Source organism: Granulicella sp. S190 (assembly GCF_009766095.1).
GTDB lineage: Bacteria > Acidobacteriota > Terriglobia > Terriglobales > Acidobacteriaceae > Edaphobacter.
In genome coordinates this window covers 1-19266 of record NZ_LMUD01000018.1, presented here as the reverse complement: position 1 = coordinate 19266, position 19266 = coordinate 1, and the positions used below count along the sequence as shown (strand labels likewise).

The following is a 19266-nucleotide window of genomic DNA, read 5'->3' as shown; positions in this document are numbered from 1 at the left end:
GGAGAGACGATCTCCACTCAAAGGCCGGATACATTGCCGCAGACTTGTCTATCGCACGTAGCTTCTCCCTTGCAGTCCTGCGGCGGACCATACATTCTCGGTAATGATCGTACTGACTAGTTGGACCTAGCTTGGAAGAAACCTACGACGCATCAATAGACCCATCGCGAGAATTCCCGTCCCGAACAACAATAGTGAGGATGGTTCCGGTGTAGGCGCAGGCGCAGAAGACCCCACTATAAACTCTTGTGTCCAGGTTCCACCTAAAGAGGTGACATACACAGGGGGGGTTAGGCCTGTGTAAAAGAATGGGGGGCAGGAACTATGGATATCTGGCACGCAACCAACCGTGGGATCGGTGTAGCCGATAGTTTGCGTTACGGGTCCAACCGATTGCTGAAAGTTCGGCACGGTTAGGTCGAACATCAGCCCTAAATTGCCGACATCGTCTTCCTCGTAAATCTCCGCCCCTTCATAAACAGAGTTGACTCCGAGATCCATTTGAAATGTGCCGACTCCGGCTATGCTGAGTGTGGAAGTGTTGGGAAGTTGTCCGAATTGAAAATCATTGGGACCGTAGTAGCCGAAAAGGATGGCTTGGCTCAACTCATAAGCGTTGTAGGTGAGGCTTAGAGTCAAGGGTACGTTGGTGAACGTCTGATTTCCATAAGTCCCTGTCGCATCTTCGGTGACTCTAAAGGTCACGTCATCCGCCAGAGCAAACGTGGAAAATCCAAGTAATGTCCCAGCCAAGACAGCTGCTAATAAACGCATCGCGAACACCTCAGCATAGATCGTGGAGCTTCACCCAAGAGTGAATCGTCTCCGAATAGTGCTCTCTCCCACGGCTCGTTTCAATGTGAAAGATTTTGCACATACTCACACGAAAAGCCCCATCCAATGGTAAGTCTGCAAGGAATGGGGTTTTGGTCTCGGTTTACCGATAGTGATGGTAGCGATGATGATGTCTGTAGTGTCGGTGATGGTGATGCGGCCCAACTCTGACCACAACCTGTGCTGACGCTGCCGGTACACATGCAGTTAGGATCGCCGCAACCAGGGCAACTACAAGCATGCAACTCTTCAAGCTCTTCATAAAAAGTCTCCTGTACTTCGTCTCTGTTCCCATGATGGGGCTGTGCATTGTGTTTGAGAAGAAGCCGTTCAAAACTTTAGTTGTATCCGCTCGCGCAATGGGGTCTTGTTCTAGTGGTTGGATATCACCATCTTTGTGGGATTGCTGGTAAGCTGTGCGCACCTTGAAGCAGAGGAATTTAAAAGATGTGTACGACATGATCAACAAAATCTTACCAATCACTCTTGTATGCGGGTTCTCACCAGTAGGGTCTAGTGCGCAAGCGGTTCTGGGGGGCGGAGCGACAATATCTGGCAGCGCCACACTCGGAGGTGGAGTGCAGTATTCAGCCTCTTTGTCTGATCTCGTTCGCAGAGCCACAATAGCTGTGGGTATTAAGAAAAAAGACGAGTTCGGGAAAGACCGTTTTATCACGGGCGGCGCTGCTGTCATTATCCGGGAATCGAAAGTAGCTCGTCCATCTTGATGTCTCCTCAGGATTGATCTCGTTGCATGGTGTTGTTGTTCATGAGGCTCTTGCCATTTGTTTCGCATCTGCCGAGACGCCCTCGAAAGTGAGCGTGCTCTTGTCGTAATTGATTGGGAACGATCCCGTTTCTCCCCTCCTCTGCTTAGCGATGATGAGGACGCCATCGGACTTCAGCTTCCCGTACTCCTGATCCCACTCCCTGTGAGCGAGGACGATGCAATGTGCGTCATTCTCGAGTTGTGAGGACTCACGAAGATCGCTCATCGTTGGCCGGCGGTTCGCATTCGTGCGGTCCGGCCGGGAAAGCTGGGAAAGGACGACGACAGGAACCTGCTCATCCTTCGCGAGGCGAGTAAGGCCACGGGAGATAGCCGCAACGCGCAAACGCTCGTCCCTGCCCTGTGAGCTTACGATCTGGCAGTAGTCGACACCAACTAGCTTCACGCCATGGCCTGATAGCTAACCGTGACGCCGCGGCAATCTTCCTTCTCAATCGATATTCCCGAAGCGTCGACGATGTGCAAAGGCCACTTCTCAATCTCCACAGCAGCACTTGTGAGTGAATCCATGTCCTGACTGGTGCCCACTTCGTATCACGTACGCGAGGAAACGGAACTCCATACACAGCGCAGAGGATACGTCGAAGAAGTTGCTACCGGGTCATCTCGAGGGAGAACAGCACGGGATCACCTTGGCTCACATTCGCGATAGCTGACTGAATCAACAGGCTTGTCTTCCCCACTCCTGACTTTGCACCGATGATCGTGATCTCGCCGGGCTGGTATCCGCGGGTCATGAGGTCGAGCCCTGGCACACCACTTGGGAGGCCTCGGCTCTCCTTGTACTCCCACACGAAGTGATCACGTCGCCAAATATCGGCAAATCCATAGCCGCCATAGACTTTAGAGACGGGCTTTTCCAATGCAAATCGTTTCCCAATACCATCGGCTGCTGCTGGGTGGGGCTGACCAAGCATGTCGCAGAGATCTATGAAGTGCGACTGCGCTCCGCTGCGTTCGGACAGTGAGGCAGCTCGCCACCGTTCGACGAATTGAGATAGGGTCAGCCGCACTCAGGGAGTCTTCCACAGCCCTGGCGACTACTATCAGCGCTCGGATGACAATTAGCAATATTACGGGAAAAAACATGCCTTGGTGGTCCCACGAAAGTAGCAGTTGCTTTAGCAGAGAGCAGGTTGAAGCCGCCGGTCCGCTGACGAAGCTCGATCTGTGCAGCGGCTGCGGAGACGGGCGCGACATTGACCAGAGCGTTGCCAAGGGCCGGGTAGCTTCCCTGATTGAAGGCAGCGAGCCAGCCGTAGACGTGAGAACATACGACATGACTTCAACTTTGCTCGTCCTTTTGTTGACGGTTTCGTGTGCTGGACAGACCTTAGATCCGAACCGATCCTCGAAGGAAGCGTCCAGCGCTGAGATGGCGACCGAGGCAGCAACTGCGCGAGTAAGGACATTAGATCCGAAGATTCATGCGGTGCTCGCGCTCGACCCGACGGCGCTTGAACAGGCGAGAGCGATCGACCGGCAGACAAAGGCGCGGGGGCTGCTTTACGGGCGCGTGATTCTGCTGAAGGACAACATCGAAGCGGCTGGACCACTCCCCACGACCGCGGGGAGCATGGCGCTCCTCGATAACGTAACGCATCGCGATGCGCCGCTGGTTACCCGTCTTCGCGGGGCGGATGCGGTGATTCTCGGTAAGACAAATTTATCCGAGTGGGCAAACATTCGTTCAAACGCTTCGATCTCAGGCTGGAGCGGAGTGGGTGGCCAGACGCACAATCCGTATGCTCTAGATCGAAATCCTTGTGGCTCTTCCTCCGGTAGCGCGGCTGCGGTGGCCGCCGGCGAGGTTGAGGCCGCTATCGGCACCGAGACTGATGGATCGATCACTTGCCCCGCAGCGGTGAACGGCGTCGTGGGACTAAAACCTACCGTTGGTCTCGTCAGTCGCACTCGGATCATCCCTATTAGTCATAGTCAGGACACCGCCGGGCCGATTGCTGTCGATGTTACGACCGCGGCGCGCGTGCTCAGCGCCATTGCGGGTACAGACAGTGCGGACTCGGCAACGAAGGACGCCGATGCGCACGTTGCCGACTATTTGACAGCGTTAAAGCCCGATGCTCTAAAGGGCGCGAGAATTGGCGTGCTCCGCTTCGCAACAGGATGGTCTGTGAAGACCGACGAGGTGTTTGAACAGGCACTGACTATGTTGAAGAAGCAAGGCGCGACGCTTGTCGATATCGCGGAACTAAAAGACCGAGACAAGATCGGCGAAGCGGAGAATTTGGTACTCCAAACTGAGCTCAAGGCGGATCTGAACGCTTATCTCGCGACAACCCCCGAGACAGTGAAGACGCGCTCGCTCGCCGACGTGATCGCATTTAACACAACTCATGCTCAACGCGAGCTCGCGCTCTTCGGTCAGGAAACCTTCATAAAGTCCGAGGCAACGAATGGGCTGGACGATCCTGCCTACAAAACTGCACGCGCTTTGTCTCTTAGGATTGCCGGACACGATGGTATCGATGCAATGCTTGCGGCAAACCACCTCGATGCGCTGGTATCCCCGACCATGCCACCAGCCTGGAAGATAGACGTTGCGAATGGAGATCAGATCAGCGGTGGAGGTGCCGGGGGACTAGCTGCGGTGGCAGGCTATCCGCACTTGACCGTTCCAATGGGCGCGGTGCTAGGACTTCCGGTAGGCTTATCCTTCATTGGTCCAGCGTGGAGCGAAGCGCGACTGCTCGGATACGGCTACGCGTATGAGCAAGCAGCGAAGATAAAGATTTTGCCGGGCTTCATTCCATCGATCGAGGAAGTAAAGCCGAGCGCTCAGTGGCTGGCTCCACTGGAGCGCTGACAGAATTAGATCGGTACGCGCTCAAGTAAAGCTTCCCCTAATTCGGTTTTCGGCAATCGAAAATGCTGGAGGAAAGCCCCGCCCGTTCGACCACTAATTAGTCGTGCCGACTTCTCTCCCCTCTAAGAACTTTAGTGGTGCGAAATCGCTAATTTTTCAGGCTGGATTCGCAGAAATTTACCGGAATATCGAGCCCCTTTGGAGAGATGGAGCCCTTTTGGATTGGTCGCGGACATAAAGCATCAAGCGGCCGAAAATAGGCAGTTTTCCAATGACCGCCGCTCCAGGTATTGAGTTGAGGGAGGGCGTTAAGAGCGTCGCGCTCGGTGTCAAATGGGACAACCGTTTGATAATAGCCTTCTTTGTGGTACATCGTTACCCCGTTGCAACCGATCTGAGCGGCTAGTTGTGCCTCGAAGGCGGCGCTGGGCGCCCCTGGGCCTTTGGGTTCGAGGTCAACATCGTTCGATAAGACGATCCCGAACCTCCCGGATGGGTAATTCCCGGTTAGCGACAGGACCGCGGAAGGAAGAGGACCATTAGTTGGAGTTGTCGACAGCTGTCCAAGCGGAATAGATGGAGGAATAGGTTGTGGACCAGATGACAAACGCTGAGTTGCAGTTGACGACGGGCGCACGTCATTGCCAACCGACGGCACCAACCATTTAGGTGGGGCCGCAATCGAAGGTTGGTTCGTCGGTCCGGCGGCTTCATTAACTTCAAGTTTTTCTTGCACTTCTTTCAGTCGAGCCTTCGAGGCTGAAAGTTCGCTTTGTTGGTTTGAGATTGTCTGACGCTGGGCTCTGATTGTCGTAAGTAGAGTGTCCTTTGAGAGTCTATGAGGTATCGCAACAATGGAAAGATAGGCAGCGCCAACGAAAAGATACAGCGCTGCTTGCAGCGACGCTATCGTGAACCATCCACGCGTTCTGAACAGATCGGTCTGCTGCCACCTAGCAAACAAGGTGATAAACAGGACGGCGACGCACCACAATATCGTGCTCACGATAGAGCCAAACAACAACTTAATGGCCCAATCAGCGTCGATCTTGGTGCTCAACCAATAACAAACCACCGAGAGAAAGAACAGAACGAGGGTGATGTAGGGACTTATTGTCTGAATCTTATCGAGCTGAGTTCGGCGCCACCACTTTCGGCGGATGATTTGACCCTGTGTCGCAAAGTTCTGCTTTTCAGTGGCCGACCAACTTGATTGCTCAGATCCAACAATCCTATTTATCACTGCAAACGAATAGAAAGAAAAGTCGCTTTCGGGTACCAGTTCTAGAGCGAGATGCTTTTTTTGGTATGCGCGAATCGCCTGCCGATCGATGGGAACTGTGCCGAGAGGTTGCCCACCATAGAGCCGAGACACGGCCTCTAGATACGTCTTGTCCGTTGGCGAGTACAAAGCTTTGTTGACTATGATTCCTTTCAACTTAACTTGCTGTGCAAGGAGTTCTCCGTATTCGTCAATCTTGGATTTAAGTCCAAATACCTGCTGCATCGAAATTTCATCCGCTTCCATAACTATGCAGTAGTAGTCAGCAACGATCGCTGGCACCACTGTGGTGATATCAAAGCCACCGCGTGTATCAACAACTACATAGTCGAATTTGTCTCTCATCGCAGAACAGATATCAGAGAAGTAATTGCAATATTCCTTCACGGGAATATCAACTATGTGAGAACTGCCTCCGTCCGAGGTATTTCCAAGAAGCCGATCTTCTGGTATGCCACCTTGTCGGAGGTTTCGATTTGAAAGTAACGCGGTAAATTCAATCGAACCGTGCGCAATGGTAAGTGGCTGCAGTTTCTCGACAGCCAATCGATCAAGGAGGGACTCTGCCAGACAGCCTTCTCTTGGTATGTCTAGACCCGGTGCATCTACCAGTGATGAGAGCAAAAATAGTGACAAGCCACGGGTGGAAAAATCGCAATCTATGCATAAAACGCGCTTACCAGCTTTTAGCAACGAATAGGCTGTAGACACAGCGAACACCGTCTTACCTGATCCACCCTTTGCGCTAGTGAAACAGATGACGCGGCCCTTCGGGGGTGGCGTGGGCTCTTTTGAAAGATCATATGCGTCCATATCGTTCCCTAAAGAGGCATGTTCAAATTAGGTTGGTGAACGGATTCCGGGGCCAAAATATCGAACATCGTCGATTTTGCATACAGCACTGGCACCCACCAATCTAATGGGCTCCTGGCATTTGAATCTGGCAACAAACCACGAATATTTCGCCGGCCAATTTTCATCGCCAAGTCCAACGGTACACCCGCCTGAACTTGCTGAAGGGTCGTGATCAGGAACGTGTGGGCGGATCCAAAATCAATTTTTAGTTGTGCGCCCAGCACAAATCCAATCCTTGTTTGGGACATCAGTGTTCCTGCAACGGTATCTTCAAACTTCATATCCTGATCGTCGTCATCGTTTATCCACGCAGTCTCGCAAGCCATTAGAAAACTGAAACGAAGATTTCTCTTTGTCGCTAGAGCTGTGCTTATAGCTGACCCACGCCTAACGTCATCGACGGCCTTCTTCATTATTAGCCCCTGCAGCTCTACAAAAATGAGGTGACCTATTCCGTCTTTTACTTTGCCGTGTCCGTAAAAAATAAACCCGTCAGGATTCGTCTTGTCGTTATCGGCCGCTCGCATGAAATCCACATAGGTTGGGGGATTCACTATATCAAACACAACGTTCTGAAAATTTTCTGGTCTTATGTAGGGAACACTTTGTTCTCCTGGAGTCGCCGTAGCTTGCGGAGAAACGAACAAACAACGAAGCGAACGAGCAGGGGGGATGAGCCTTGTTCTCGGGTCGGGTTCGCCACTATCTGCGTCGAACCGCACGACTGACCCTATAAGCGACAAATAGTCCCCTTGCTGTTCATCTTCGGGGTCTTTCAACAATTCCCACGGCTCTCGGTAGAGTTCGCGGCTCAGATGGAGTCCAACACGCGGTGGATCGTTACTTTCACGATACTGCCTGAAGAGCGCCAAAACGCTCGCGGACATAAATGTATCGAATAAAGTTCGACCGATTTGTGCACACACTGGCGCCTGCGCATCGAGAGAAACCAAAGACAATCCTGGTGTACGTTGTAGCAGCTGCTTCTTGGCTAGTTTGTATTCCTCCCCACTAGTAAAGTTAACCGATTCACTACTCGTTTCCCCCGCCCAGGATGCGGTCACCAAGAAGAGGTCTTTACCCTGATTTCTAATAGCGACATGAAACATGTCACTCATGTTCGTTCACAGTAGCTCTCTGTTTGGCGGGGAGCTTGCACCAAGCGTTTAAGCCGAACTTCGTAAGCCAGACCGCGAGATAGATTAGCACCGACGAAACCGCGAACGCAGGATTGATGACCTGAACTATCACAGAACTGATGGCGGTGATCCCACCCGTCGTTAGACCCTTGTCTGCCAAATCAGAGTACTCTTTTTTTAGACCACCACCATCAGGGGAGCAGAGCTCGGCGTGAACAGCTTCTTTACAATTATCCGCGACGGATTTTACCCAGTCTGACCAACCTGCGTCCATTGGTTTCTGGTTTGAGCGGACCGCCGCATCTCTCAAAACTTCGGAAAGTCTGACGTCTATATCGACCGGTGGCTCTTGAGGGATGTTGTACTCAAATATAGAGCTAAGCGTCGTGTGATAGTCATCTGGTAGATTGACTTGCTTAGATGGAGTCATTTATTCCTCCAGTGATATTGCGGAATAATACACACCCTTAATGGTCGAATACAGTAAATTTATTACGCCGACACCGTTCCCGCTCCTGAATTTGGCGACGAAACTCGAGACCATCCTATCTAGTGCAATCTAAACCTCGGCAATGATGGCGATTGAGATCTTGAGGCCCGGAATGCGTGCCGGCAGCTTGGCACCCTGGCGTGCAGGTGGGTTCGCTGGAAACCATTGCATCCACTCTTCGTTCATGCCTGCGAAATCATTCTCGTCCGCCAAACTGACCGTGGCACTGGCTATTTTTCCCATTGACGTTCCTGCCGCTTCTAAAATGGCGGCAATATTGAAAAGGCATTGCCGTGTTTGCTCTTGAATTGTGGTTCCCATGATCTTACCCGTCTCGGGATCCGATGGTGCTGTGCCGGACACAAAGACGCCCTAACGGCTTGGCTATAAGTTGGTGACGGCTTTGCTGTCTTAGAGGTAAAGACGATTTGTCGCGACATAATAAACTCCTTTTAGACTTTGTACTTGGAAACTCTGAGGGGGACTTGTGGAAGTGCACCTCATCGATGGAACCTACGAGCTCTTCAGGCATTTTTACGCCCTCCCATCCGCTAAAGACAGCGAAGGTCGAGAAGTGGCTGCCGTGCGCGGAGTCCTGGCTTCACTCTTGGGCATGATGCAGGCCGGTACTACGTACATCGGAGTAGCGACGGACCACGTGATTGAATCCTTCCGGAACCGAATGTGGCCTGGATACAAGACCGGACAGGGTGTTGATCCTGAGCTGCTAGTCCAGTTTCCGTTGCTGGAAGAGACGCTGTCCGCGCTCGGGGTGGTGGTGTGGGCAATGGAAGAGTATGAGGCAGACGACGCGCTTGCATCGGCAGCTTTTCTTGCAGGAAAAGACCTACGAGTCAATCGCGTGGTTATTAGTACCCCCGATAAAGATCTCGCACAGTGCGTTCAAGGTACGCGAGTTGTGCAACTTGACCGTCGAAGACATCTAGAGCGGGATGAACAGGGAGTCGTTCAGAAGTTTGGAGTCAAACCAAGCTCCATTCCGGACTATCTTGCCTTAGTTGGTGACGCTGCAGACGGATATCCAGGGCTGCCAGGATGGGGTGCGAAGTCTGCATCAGCCGTCCTCTCGCGTTTCGGCAGACTGGAAGCCATTCCACCTAACGCAAAGGATTGGCAGGTAAACGTCTCCAATCTGAAGAGCCTCTGCGAAGTTTTCAACAACAAGCGGGATCTGGCTTTTCTCTTCCGAGACCTTGCTACGCTTCGAACTGATCTTCCCCTTTTCGCAACTGTTGACGATCTGCTCTGGACAGGGCCTACACCTGATTTTCCACCTATGGCGGACCGGTTGGACAAGGCTAAGTTCTCGATGAACCGTGCTCCGCGTTCTGGCGAACGCAGCAAGATCTAGTCTCACCCAAACTAGAGGTAGAGCCATATAAGAGTTTAATGGCTGAACTTTAATCCATTCCGGATTAGAGCCCCGCGAAGGGCTAGGGATTCGGCATTTCTTCTTCGAATCTCTCAATAACGTAAGTACATCTAAGTCCTCTAAGGAAGTTTAGGAGAAGCCTAGTGCCGGCGTTCTGCAATTGTTGTGGTGCCGAAATTACTAAGAAAAGTAAAGCCTGCCCTGATTGCGGCACTCCTCAACCTGAAATGTCCGCTTCAGGCCAACAATTGAAGAGTACTAACCAGTTCCTATCCCAAGATGAGGAACCGCCCAAAGTTATACCGGGACATTGACCGTTGCTTCCCCCATAAGGTCCGGCTTTCCGGGCTTCGTTATTGCTTAGCACCCATTTCTCGGGAACCTAAGTGCGCTCGTAGCGGAGGCTTTATTTTTATGTCATTTTTGCCTCGAGACATCCAGAGATTGACACATGAACAACCACATCCTCCATCACTATCTACGGTTAGACACGCAGCAGGCTGCAAGTATGAGGACAACAAGTTTGCCAATCGCTGCGACTGCCGAATCGCAGAAGATCAATTCACCAGAGTAGAGTTGTCTCTCAAATCTGCACACGGAGTCCCGCGGCAAAAGCTTCGAGCAAATTCCACCCCTCCTGCCAGTCTCCCTTGCCCGATTCAGTTGATATGTGACCGCGCTCCCCAACAGAAATGAATCCCGTCTCCCATTTTTTGGCCAATTCCATTGCCACGCCAATTGGGCAATACGGATCATTCGTGCTGGCCACGACCAGTGCGGGACAAGGGAGCGGCGATTCTGGAATCTGCGTGAAAGAGGGAGCTGGAAACTCCTGCCGCTTGAAGTTCGGGGGCGCGACAAGGAACGCGCCTCGAATTGAGAGGTCCAAACGATGGAGAATCGCCCAGTTGACGCATAGAAGGCATCCCATGCTGTGGGCTACAAGAATCGGAGGAACCGTGCACGCCTCGATCGATCGGGAAAGCGCTAACATCCAGTCGTCCAGTTCGGGAGCTGTCCAGCTGTTAGGTTCCAATCTCAATGCGTCGGCCCTACGTCGTTGCCATGTGGTCTGCCAGTGTTGAGGTCCTGAGTTGTTGAGGCCGGGCAGCATCAAAAGTGGTGTATGCATCGAGTGAGCTCTCCATGGTTCGGCGTTGGTCGCACATCCCTATTATCCAATCCATGCAATATCTATTTATCTGGCCCAAGACCAGCTTGCTTCTGCACTTAGGATTCCGTTTCTGCCGGGATCGTGCAGCGGCTTATTGAAGCCGCAAGATATTCAAGCAGCAGCTCAATGTCATATAGAACAGGACCAGTAGGACGTTGTCCTTGGTCAGTCTCTCGGAGCAAACCCAGCTCATTTTGAGCTGATTTGCAATGATCATGGACTTCAATATGCTGCAAGCGCAGAAATCCAGCAATGGCGCGATCGCGCCGAGCGACCCTGATCTGATTGCCGATCTCGAATCAAGCATCAATAATCGACTGCAATTCATGAATGGCGTATTCGATCTCGTCGTCGGACGTGTAGAAATGCGGAGCTATGCGGATGCCTGCTCCGGGTCGAAAATCCACCAGAATTTGCCTTCGTGTCAACTCTGCCGTAACTTCCCGGCCGTTGGATACGTCGAGAATGACTGTGCCACCGCGTGCTTCAGGATCGAGGGGGCTGTGTACAACCATGCCTGCATCTTGGGCAAGTGATATAAGCCTTTGTGTTTGTCGCTGCGACTTTGCGCGGATCGCCTCAACACCAATCTCATGAACAATCTCATAACCCGACTTGACAGAGTACATTGCCGGGACATTTGGCGTTCCGTTGAGAAAGCGGCGAATATCCGGCGCATAATCGATTGGCCCGCTCATGAACTCGAAAGGATGTGCGTGAGCAGCCCAGCCGGTTGCGGCTGGATGTAACTTCAGATCGAGGTCAGGACGCACATACAGATAACCCGCTCCGGGGCCGCCCAGGAGCCACTTAACCGATCCTCCAGTAGCAAAATCGAGATCCAATGCAGTTACATCGAGAGGTACGATACCTGCAGATTGATATAAGTCGGCGACGATCAAAGCCCCCACTTCATGAGCCTTCTGTGTGATGGCAGCCAGGTCTTGAAGATATGAACTTCGAAACGCTACATGCGAGATACTTACAAGCTGAGTCCGTTCGTCAATAGCGTCGAGGATCCGTTCTAGCGGTATCGTCAAGCCATCCTGAGACGACACGGAAACGATCTCTGCGCCCAGTCGCTCAAGGCCGTGGTAGATGTAATCATTTGATGGAAAATTGAGTCCATCGGTAACTAGCTTGTTGCGTCTTCCATTCCAATCGAAGCACGACGTAATGATGGACTGGCAGATAGATACGTTCTGATGCATGACTACTCGACCCTTGGGTGCTCCGATGATCGAACCGACGAGGTTACCGCAGGTAATTGGCATCATCCACCAACCCTCTTCCCATGCCCGAATGCCACGGGTGGCCCACGTGTTCGTAAACTCCTGCATCGCGGTCTGGACGCGACGAGGCATTGGTCCTAGAGAGTGGCTGATCATGTAGGTCGTGTGTTGAAGGATCGGGAACTCAGAGCGCCAGATCAGAAGCGGATCTGCTGCAGTCGATGAAGATGACGGAGGTGATGTCAGGCTCATGGCAAATGCGGATCCTTTACAGGCTGAGATGCTAAAGGTGACACTCGGCTGCTTCGGAGGAAGTACACCGATGTCAGCACAAGGAGAAATGGGATGCCGTAGATCAGCGTCGGCCGGAATGCCGTAGTAAAGAGCGTCGTGACGAGCGCAGCAGACATCAACCCAGCTCCGAGCAGACTCGTGTACGGATATCCCCACATGCGGAATGGCAGTTCAGTTTTCAGGTTCAGCTGGCGAAACTTCAGATGAGTAACAAAGATCATCAGCCATGTGAACATAGGACCAAACATAGATATCGCAAGCATCAAGAGGAAGGATCGATCATGATAAAGAACGTTGAGAATCGCAGCAAGACCGATGCCGACCGTCGAAACGAGAAGCGCCGCGATTGGCACTCCGTAACGTGTCAGCGCTCCCAATCTGCGTGGAGCAAACCCGGCACGTGAGAGCGAAAAGAGCATGCGCGTGCAGATGTAGAGTTGACTGTTCATCGCGGAGAGCGCAGCGATCAATATGATGAAGTTGACCGCCCCGGCTGCCCCGGCGATGTGCGTGCGCATCATGACCGTGACGAAGGGCGACTGCGTTGCTCCTGAGGCAGTCATCGGCCATGGCACAATGGCCAAGATAAGAGCCAGGGTAAGGATGTAGAAGAGAACGAGTCGAAACATCGTCGCGCGGAATGCTGTGGTAATTGCGCGCTGCGGATCTTTTGCTTCGCCTGCCGCAACCGCTATCATCTCAATGGAAAAATAACTGAACAAAGACACCAGGACAGCGACCCACATACCCCAAGCACCCTTGGGGAAAAAACCGCCATACGCGAAATAATTACCAAAGCCGATTGGTGTGCCCTCGGCGGTAGAAGCGTGCCCAGAGGCGGAGGAGACTACCCAAGCTCCAAGGATAAGAAATGCTATGATCGCTGTTACCTTCAACGCAGAAAAGCTGTACTCCACGGCTCCGAAGAGTCGCACATTGAAGGCATTAACAAGAACGAGAATTAGCGTGAATCCACAGATCCAGCACCACCCTGGAACCGCAGGAAACCAAAAGCGCATGTAAACTGCAACGGCGGTGATCTCCGTTCCAAGGGCGAAGACAACACCAGCCCAGTAAGCAAACCTCACCAAGAAGCCAGCGAGCGGGGAGAGATAAAATTCAGCCCATGCTCCGAAGGAGCCGGAAGTCGGATGCGCCACAGTCATCTCCGCCATGCAGCCCATGAGGAGAAGCGTGATCACCGCACCGATGAGATAGCTGAGTAAGACAGAAGGTCCGGCAAATCCAATCGCAAAGCTTGACCCTAGGAAGAGTCCAGTGCCGATAGCGCCGCCGATGGCAATCATCGAAAGCTGCCGCGAAGACAGGCCGCGTCGAAGGCCACCCTCTCGTTTCGTAATCTCATCAAAGCCGGAAGTTTCGGTCAAGCCCATAGAGCAACTATAAACTCAGCAGAGTGTGTCGGAGATTTTGCTAGGGTCATGCAATCCAGACCCGTGATCGGTGAGTCTTTCTAAGATGGACGTTCTTTCCCGCCCCGCCCCTAATGCAGACCATCGCATCTTCTATGGAACGAATCCATATCAGTTTGGTGATCTGTGGATTCCCCAAACGAAGAACAAGTCTCTATTTCCGCTTATAGTCTTCTTTCATGGCGGATGGTGGAAGTCTAAGTATGACCTCGCGTATGCGGGACATCTCTGCGCTGCGCTCAAGAGCATAGGAATTGCAAGCTGGTCCGTCGAGTACAGAAGAGTAGGCGAGACCGGTGGCGGCTGGCCAACAACTTTCGAGGATGCAGCCGCAGGCCTCGAGTTTGTAAGAACACTGGCCAAGACCTATCCTTTCGACCTTGAGCGCGTGATAACAATGGGTCACTCGGCAGGCGGCCATCTAGCCTTCTGGGTCGCGGGCAGACATCACATTGAGCCTCACCATGAACTTGCCATATTGCCGTCGCATGTATCGTTGCTCGGCACCATAGCTCTGGCAGGCGCTGTTGATCTACGTCTGACTATCGACCTGTCGGGATATTTCACGTTCGCGCATGACCGGCATGAGGTCTACGCGCTGATGGGCGGCCCGCCAGATCTGCTGCCGGAAAGATACAAGGCTGGCAATCCTGGCGATCTTTTGCCGTTCAATATGCCACAATTTCTGATTCAAGGCACAAAGGACGACCAGATTCCGCTTGGCCTGCCTTCGCGCTGGGCTATCCTCGCTCGCGGAGCCGGTGACGAAGTAAAGGTAGAGATGATACCGTCAGCGGACCACTTCGATGTAGTTGATCCCGAGAGTGAGGCGTGGAGAACTGTAAGCGAAACTGTTCGCAGTCTCTTGTTCAATTCAAAACAAGCTCGCCCTCATCCCTAACCGCAATGGAGTCGACCTGTCTCTACGTCGTGCGGCCTAACATCGACTTCCAATCTGGCCGCTATCTTTCAGAAAGAGCCCAAAATAAAACAACCAGTTGGGCACCTGCCACTCAAGACGCAGACATAGAGGACCAAGCAGTTTATAGATCATCACCTCTAGGATGAGGTAATCTGGATGCCACACCAGAGCCTCAATCAACTTGGCAGGAGTCGCCTGTTTGATAAATCATATGGTTGCGGTTTTCTTTCGAGAGCGTATTGAGTCATCGATACGAACTTCATGTTCACTGTCCGATTTGTCACTTCCAGCACTCAAAGGTCTTGTCCTTGCTACTCCGAATAAATACGGCAAGCCGGCAGCGAGGCTGCCGAAAATTCGACAGATCTTCTCATCAACTCATCAAATTGATGTTTTGCACCACTCTCTTGTTCTGCCGCTTTATATGGGGACTTGAGCCTTCTACCAACATCTCGCAGTACGGTCACACAATCTGGAGGCTGGGGCAAGCCGGACTGGATGCAACACCTACCGCAATCGCCCAGACTAAAGATGGGTACATCTGGATAGGCACCTCAGATGGCCTCTATCGTTTCGATGGTGTGCGGTTCACTCGTTGGATATCTCAGGGCAGCCAGCGGTTGCCGAATCAGGATATCTACTCTCTTCTTGGCGCCAGCGACGGAAGTCTTTATATAGGAACGGGGGGCGGCCTCGCACGTCTGAGACAGGGTCATATCTACATTTATCCCGGTCACTTATTGGACATCAGGCCACTGATCGAGGAGAAGGAAGGTGCGATCTGGATGGCCCAGAGAGGTGACGAGGACGGCTTCCATGTGCTCTGTCGGGTAGGCGAGAAGGTTATTAGCTGCTTAGGAACCCATGACGGTTTTGAAGTACATGGCGGATATTCCATCTTCTCCGACAAGCCCGGCTCCGTCTGGGTAGGTAACACCGAAGGCATTGATCACTGGCGGAATAATGCCAGTCCAGCAACATACCCTTTTGTTCATATAGGGAGTACTCAAACCGGAAATGCCTATGTTGCGTCATTTTCAATCCTCGAAGATGGCTCTCTTTGGGCGGGCGTGGTTGGTGCAGGCCCGGGGCGCGGCCTGCTCAGATTCTCTAACGGCAAATGGAACAGTTACGTCACGCCTCAGGTTGACGGTAGCAAGCTATCGATAAGACATCTGCTCGCCGACGATGGAGATTCACTGTGGATCGGAACCGTCAGCAATGGACTCTACAAACTTCACAACGGCACCCTCGATCGCTTCGACACAACCTACGGACTCACTGGAGACGCAGTAAACGGTATCTTTAAAGACCGCGAAGGAAACATCTGGGTTCTCACCGATGCGGGTATAGATATCTTTCGGGATCTTTCCGTGCTCACCTTTACTACTCGCGAGGGCATTTCGGACGAATCTGTTCAGGCAATCGGAGTGGCTCCCGATAATGATGTATGGATTGGTACGCGCCATGCCCTGAATATTATGAGGAATAAGCACATCTCAATCCTCCGTCCCGGACACGGTCTGCCGACAGATAGTGTCGCCAGGCTCTACCGCGACTCTCGAAATACGATGTGGATAACCGACCTCGCGGGACGGCTCTTTTACTACCGGGAAGGTCGCTTCGTCGCTGTCTCAACCGAGAAAGACGGAACAAACTATGTCGCGGCGTATGGCATGACAGAAGACAACAAGGGGGAAATATGGGTTACGGCTCTTGGTCCCACGAGAGAAATGGATTCGCTCTTACGCGTCGATGGAACTCATATTGCGGAAAGGAGCACCCCCTCCAATCATCAAATAATGCTCGCCGCGCCTCATCCTCAGGAAGGTCTATGGGCGGGTGGCTACCGACATGGACTGTTCTGGTTGCATGACGGACAATTCGAACCTATCCCTCTGAAGGAGCTTGATGGAGGTGTCTATCGGCTGAAGGCAGAATCGGACGGCAGCCTTTGGATCTTTACGACACTGCACAATATCTTCCGCTATAAGAATGGCAGGATACAGCAACTTGTAACGCAGAATGGCCTCGCATGTGGTTCCGGCTCCAATATTGTTGACGATCATGTGAATTCTCATTGGCTCTATCTATCTTGTGGACTGGTTCAAATTCGGAACGAAGAATTGGAACATTGGTGGAAGGATCCTCAGTATCGAATGGAGACAACGACCTTCGACGTTACTGACGGATTCAGACCTGGATCCGGAGCTCTCGGATCTGCCGAGCCTGTGCTCTCGGCCGAAGGGAAGATCTGGTCTGGTAACGGGCGAGTTGCACAAGTCATCGATACCACAAATCTTCCGCAGTACCCTATTCCTCCTCCTGTCTATATTGAGCACTTGGTCGTCGACCACGTTGAACTTCCAATAGGAGACCATCTTAAACTCCCCCTCGGCCCACGCGAGGTTCAGCTCGACTACGCAGGTCTTAGCTATGTCAATCCTGACAAGGTACGATTCCGCTATCGGCTTGAAGGACATGATCGAGATTGGACCGACGCTGGAATTCGGCGGCAGGCTTTTTATACCGATCTTCGTCCTGGGCATTATACATTTCGCGTTGTTGCATGCAATAACAAAGGTGTTTGGAACGCGCAAGGTGCGGCCTTCAACTTCACAGTTCCTCGTTCCTGGTATGAGATGCTCTGGTTCCGGCTGCTGTGCATGTTCCTGGCTTTAATAATCGCTTATTCGATCTACCTGCTTCGGATGCGCCGGTATGGCACAGTAATCAAGTTGCGTTTCAACGCCAGACTCGAAGAGCGTACGAGGCTCGCGCGCGATCTCCACGACACATTACTCCAGACCATACAAGGCATCAAGATGGTCGCAGATCAAGCAAATGAGACTTTGCAGGAACCTACTGCGCGAATGTTCACCACACGCATCGCGGAATGGGCAGAGCGCGCATCGCTAGAGGGTAGAGCCGCACTCGAGTCTCTTCGTCATTCGACGATAGAAGACAACGACCTCCCCGCGGCTTTTCGCAAATCTTTCAACGATTGCGTTACCGATAAGACAATGAGGCTGAACATATCTGTGACAGGAAAAGCTAGAGAAATGCAGCCGATCGCAACCGATGAGGTGTACCGCATCGGGGATGAAGCGATACGCAACGCCTGTCTTCACTCAGCGGGAACGCTCGTCAGCATAGAACTTAACTATAACGAGAACCTGCAACTACGCATTCGCGATAATGGTAAGGGAATCGATCCGTCCACTTTAAATACTGGCAAAACTGGACACTATGGGTTGACTGGTATGCGCGAGAGAGCTACACGGATCGGCGCCAAAATTTCAGTTTTGAGTTCTCTACAAGGCACAGACGTCACCTTAAGAGTTCCTGGAAAATTTATCTATAAAGCTCCTTCCGCGAACTGGATGACACGGCTTTACAGAAAGTTTGCGCAACGCCACCAGCAGTAATTGTCCAAACAAACGAGCTTCGAAAGAACCTGGCCGAAACTATCGGTCGCCAGCAGCCTTGGTCGTTAGTTTGACCGGATTCGTACAGGCTCATCAAATTTCTGGGTTCAGGCTTGCGTGAATCTGAAGCAATTTCGTCGTCATGATGGATGGCTGGCCAATCCACAAACAGCATTACATCGAAAAGCCGTCGAATACTCACACATCTCGAGACTTCGCATTCTGATCGGGTTGAGCACCGCCCAAGAGCTATGTGCTGCGTCACAATTTACAAGATCATTCTGCCTAAGAAGTTTTCAAACTGCTCTTGCTTCCCAGAACGTGGCTTCGGATTTAATTCACTCGCCTTGGTGGCTGAGGCAATTTGATCTAAAGTCAACTCTCCCTTAAGCATGGACTGGGCTTGACCTGTCTGCCAACCCGAATAACGTTCCTTGAGCATTTGAGCATACCGTCCGTCCTCGGCGATCTTCGCTGCAGCTAGAAACGCTCGGGCACATAGATCAACAGCACCTACATGAGCATGGATCAAATCTTCTGGCTCAAAACTCTGTCGCCGCACCTTCGCATCGAAGTTCAAACCGCCTTTTCCAAGGCCCCCCGCTTGTATCACGTGGTACATAGCCATGGTTATTGCCTGGAAATCATTGGGAAACTGATCGGTATCCCATCCCAGTAGCGGATCGCCGCGATTCATGTCTAATGAACCCAGCAGACCGAGAGCTGCCGCAGCAGCGATCTCATGCTCAAAGCTATGGCCGGCAAGAAGCGCGTGATTGGCTTCAATATTAACCCTGACTTCATCCTGCAGACCGAATCTCTTCAGTAGACCGTAGACGGTAGCGACATCGAAATCATATTGATGAGCAGTTGGCTCTTTTGGCTTCGGCTCAATGAGTATCTGCCCTTCAAACCCGATCTTATGTTTGTAATCTACGACCAAAGTAAGAAAGCGGCCGAGCTGCTCCAGCTCTTGTGCCATGTTCGTGTTTAAAAGAGTCTCGTAGCCTTCGCGCCCTCCCCACAGCACATAGTTCGCACCACCAAGACTCTTGGTGAGATCCATACAATGTTTGACCGTCGTCGCCGACCAGGCAAATACCTCCGGATCAGGATTCGTGGCAGCGCCCGCCATAAAACGTGGATGAGAGAACAAATTTGCCGTGCCCCATA

General features: G+C 52.2%; 16 protein-coding genes and 1 pseudogene. 5 read left to right on the top strand and 12 right to left on the bottom strand.

Annotated elements, in window-relative coordinates; translation table 11 throughout:
• Nucleotides 1-126: 126 nt before the first annotated feature.
• From GSQ94_RS11830 to GSQ94_RS11820, 4 genes are all read right to left on the bottom strand, one after another.
• Nucleotides 127-774: a PEP-CTERM sorting domain-containing protein gene (locus tag GSQ94_RS11830; protein WP_158944090.1), complete on the bottom strand. Its 648-nt coding sequence runs from the start codon at nt 772-774 to the stop codon at nt 127-129.
• 827 nt (nt 775-1601) lie between these two features.
• A complete protein-coding gene (locus GSQ94_RS11825; RefSeq protein WP_158944089.1) occupies nt 1602-2009 on the bottom strand; it encodes a DnaB-like helicase C-terminal domain-containing protein in 408 nt (135 codons plus the stop codon).
• Nucleotides 2006-2134, bottom strand: coding sequence for a hypothetical protein (locus GSQ94_RS21660; RefSeq protein WP_256369970.1), 129 nt, complete (start codon nt 2132-2134; stop codon nt 2006-2008). Before GSQ94_RS21660 ends, GSQ94_RS11825 begins: the two co-directional genes overlap by 4 nt.
• Nucleotides 2135-2217: 83 nt before the next feature.
• On the bottom strand, nt 2218-2637 hold the full coding sequence (locus GSQ94_RS11820; RefSeq protein WP_158944088.1) for a DnaB-like helicase C-terminal domain-containing protein: 420 nt from the start codon (nt 2635-2637) through the stop codon (nt 2218-2220).
• A 74-nt stretch (nt 2638-2711) separates the two neighbouring features.
• On the opposite strand from GSQ94_RS11820, the gene GSQ94_RS11815 reads away from it, so the two are divergent.
• Nucleotides 2712-4451 (top strand): amidase, encoded by a 1740-nt coding sequence (locus GSQ94_RS11815; protein ID WP_216843077.1) that lies wholly within the window; start codon nt 2712-2714, stop codon nt 4449-4451.
• 148 nt (nt 4452-4599) lie between these two features.
• Here GSQ94_RS11815 and GSQ94_RS11810 read toward each other — a convergent pair whose 3' ends face one another.
• The 4 genes from GSQ94_RS11810 to GSQ94_RS11795 all read right to left on the bottom strand — a co-directional run bounded on the left by GSQ94_RS11810 (nt 4600) and on the right by GSQ94_RS11795 (nt 8538).
• On the bottom strand, nt 4600-6546 hold the full coding sequence (locus tag GSQ94_RS11810) for a ParA family protein (RefSeq protein WP_158944087.1): 1947 nt from the start codon (nt 6544-6546) through the stop codon (nt 4600-4602).
• Between the two features lie 8 nt (nt 6547-6554).
• Nucleotides 6555-7697 (bottom strand): hypothetical protein, encoded by a 1143-nt coding sequence (locus GSQ94_RS11805; protein ID WP_158944086.1) that lies wholly within the window; start codon nt 7695-7697, stop codon nt 6555-6557.
• Between the two features lies 1 nt (nt 7698).
• A complete protein-coding gene (locus tag GSQ94_RS11800; RefSeq protein WP_158944085.1) occupies nt 7699-8157 on the bottom strand; it encodes a hypothetical protein in 459 nt (152 codons plus the stop codon).
• Between the two features lie 129 nt (nt 8158-8286).
• Nucleotides 8287-8538, bottom strand: coding sequence for a RidA family protein (locus GSQ94_RS11795; protein ID WP_254063816.1), 252 nt, complete (start codon nt 8536-8538; stop codon nt 8287-8289).
• 166 nt (nt 8539-8704) lie between these two features.
• Between GSQ94_RS11795 and GSQ94_RS11790 the strand changes: the two genes are divergently transcribed.
• On the top strand, nt 8705-9589 hold the full coding sequence (locus GSQ94_RS11790) for a 5'-3' exonuclease H3TH domain-containing protein (protein WP_158944084.1): 885 nt from the start codon (nt 8705-8707) through the stop codon (nt 9587-9589).
• A gap of 604 nt (nt 9590-10193) precedes the next feature.
• Here GSQ94_RS11790 and GSQ94_RS11785 read toward each other — a convergent pair.
• The 3 genes from GSQ94_RS11785 to GSQ94_RS11775 form a co-directional block, all read right to left on the bottom strand.
• A complete protein-coding gene (locus tag GSQ94_RS11785; RefSeq protein ID WP_158944083.1) occupies nt 10194-10742 on the bottom strand; it encodes an alpha/beta hydrolase in 549 nt (182 codons plus the stop codon).
• Nucleotides 10743-11083: 341 nt separating this feature from the next.
• Entirely contained in the window at nt 11084-12268 is a 1185-nt protein-coding gene (locus GSQ94_RS11780) for an aminotransferase class V-fold PLP-dependent enzyme (protein WP_158944082.1), read from the bottom strand.
• Nucleotides 12265-13704 (bottom strand): amino acid permease, encoded by a 1440-nt coding sequence (locus GSQ94_RS11775; RefSeq protein WP_174240928.1) that lies wholly within the window; start codon nt 13702-13704, stop codon nt 12265-12267. Before GSQ94_RS11775 ends, GSQ94_RS11780 begins: the two co-directional genes overlap by 4 nt.
• Nucleotides 13705-13789: 85 nt before the next feature.
• Between GSQ94_RS11775 and GSQ94_RS11770 the strand changes: the two genes are divergently transcribed.
• The 3 genes and pseudogenes from GSQ94_RS11770 (at nt 13790) to GSQ94_RS11765 (ending at nt 18093) form a co-directional block, all read left to right on the top strand.
• Nucleotides 13790-14644, top strand: coding sequence for an alpha/beta hydrolase (locus tag GSQ94_RS11770; protein ID WP_158944081.1), 855 nt, complete (start codon nt 13790-13792; stop codon nt 14642-14644).
• Nucleotides 14645-15054: 410 nt separating this feature from the next.
• Nucleotides 15055-15222 (top strand): annotated as a pseudogene (locus GSQ94_RS21835) (two-component regulator propeller domain-containing protein); the annotation flags it as partial.
• Between the two features lie 63 nt (nt 15223-15285).
• Complete coding sequence (locus tag GSQ94_RS11765) at nt 15286-18093, top strand: sensor histidine kinase (protein ID WP_254063815.1); 2808 nt, start codon at nt 15286-15288, stop codon at nt 18091-18093.
• A gap of 268 nt (nt 18094-18361) precedes the next feature.
• Here the strand turns inward: GSQ94_RS11765 and GSQ94_RS11760 are convergent.
• On the bottom strand, nt 18362-19266 hold a 905-nt coding region (locus tag GSQ94_RS11760; RefSeq protein WP_158944079.1), incomplete at its 5' end, for a xylose isomerase.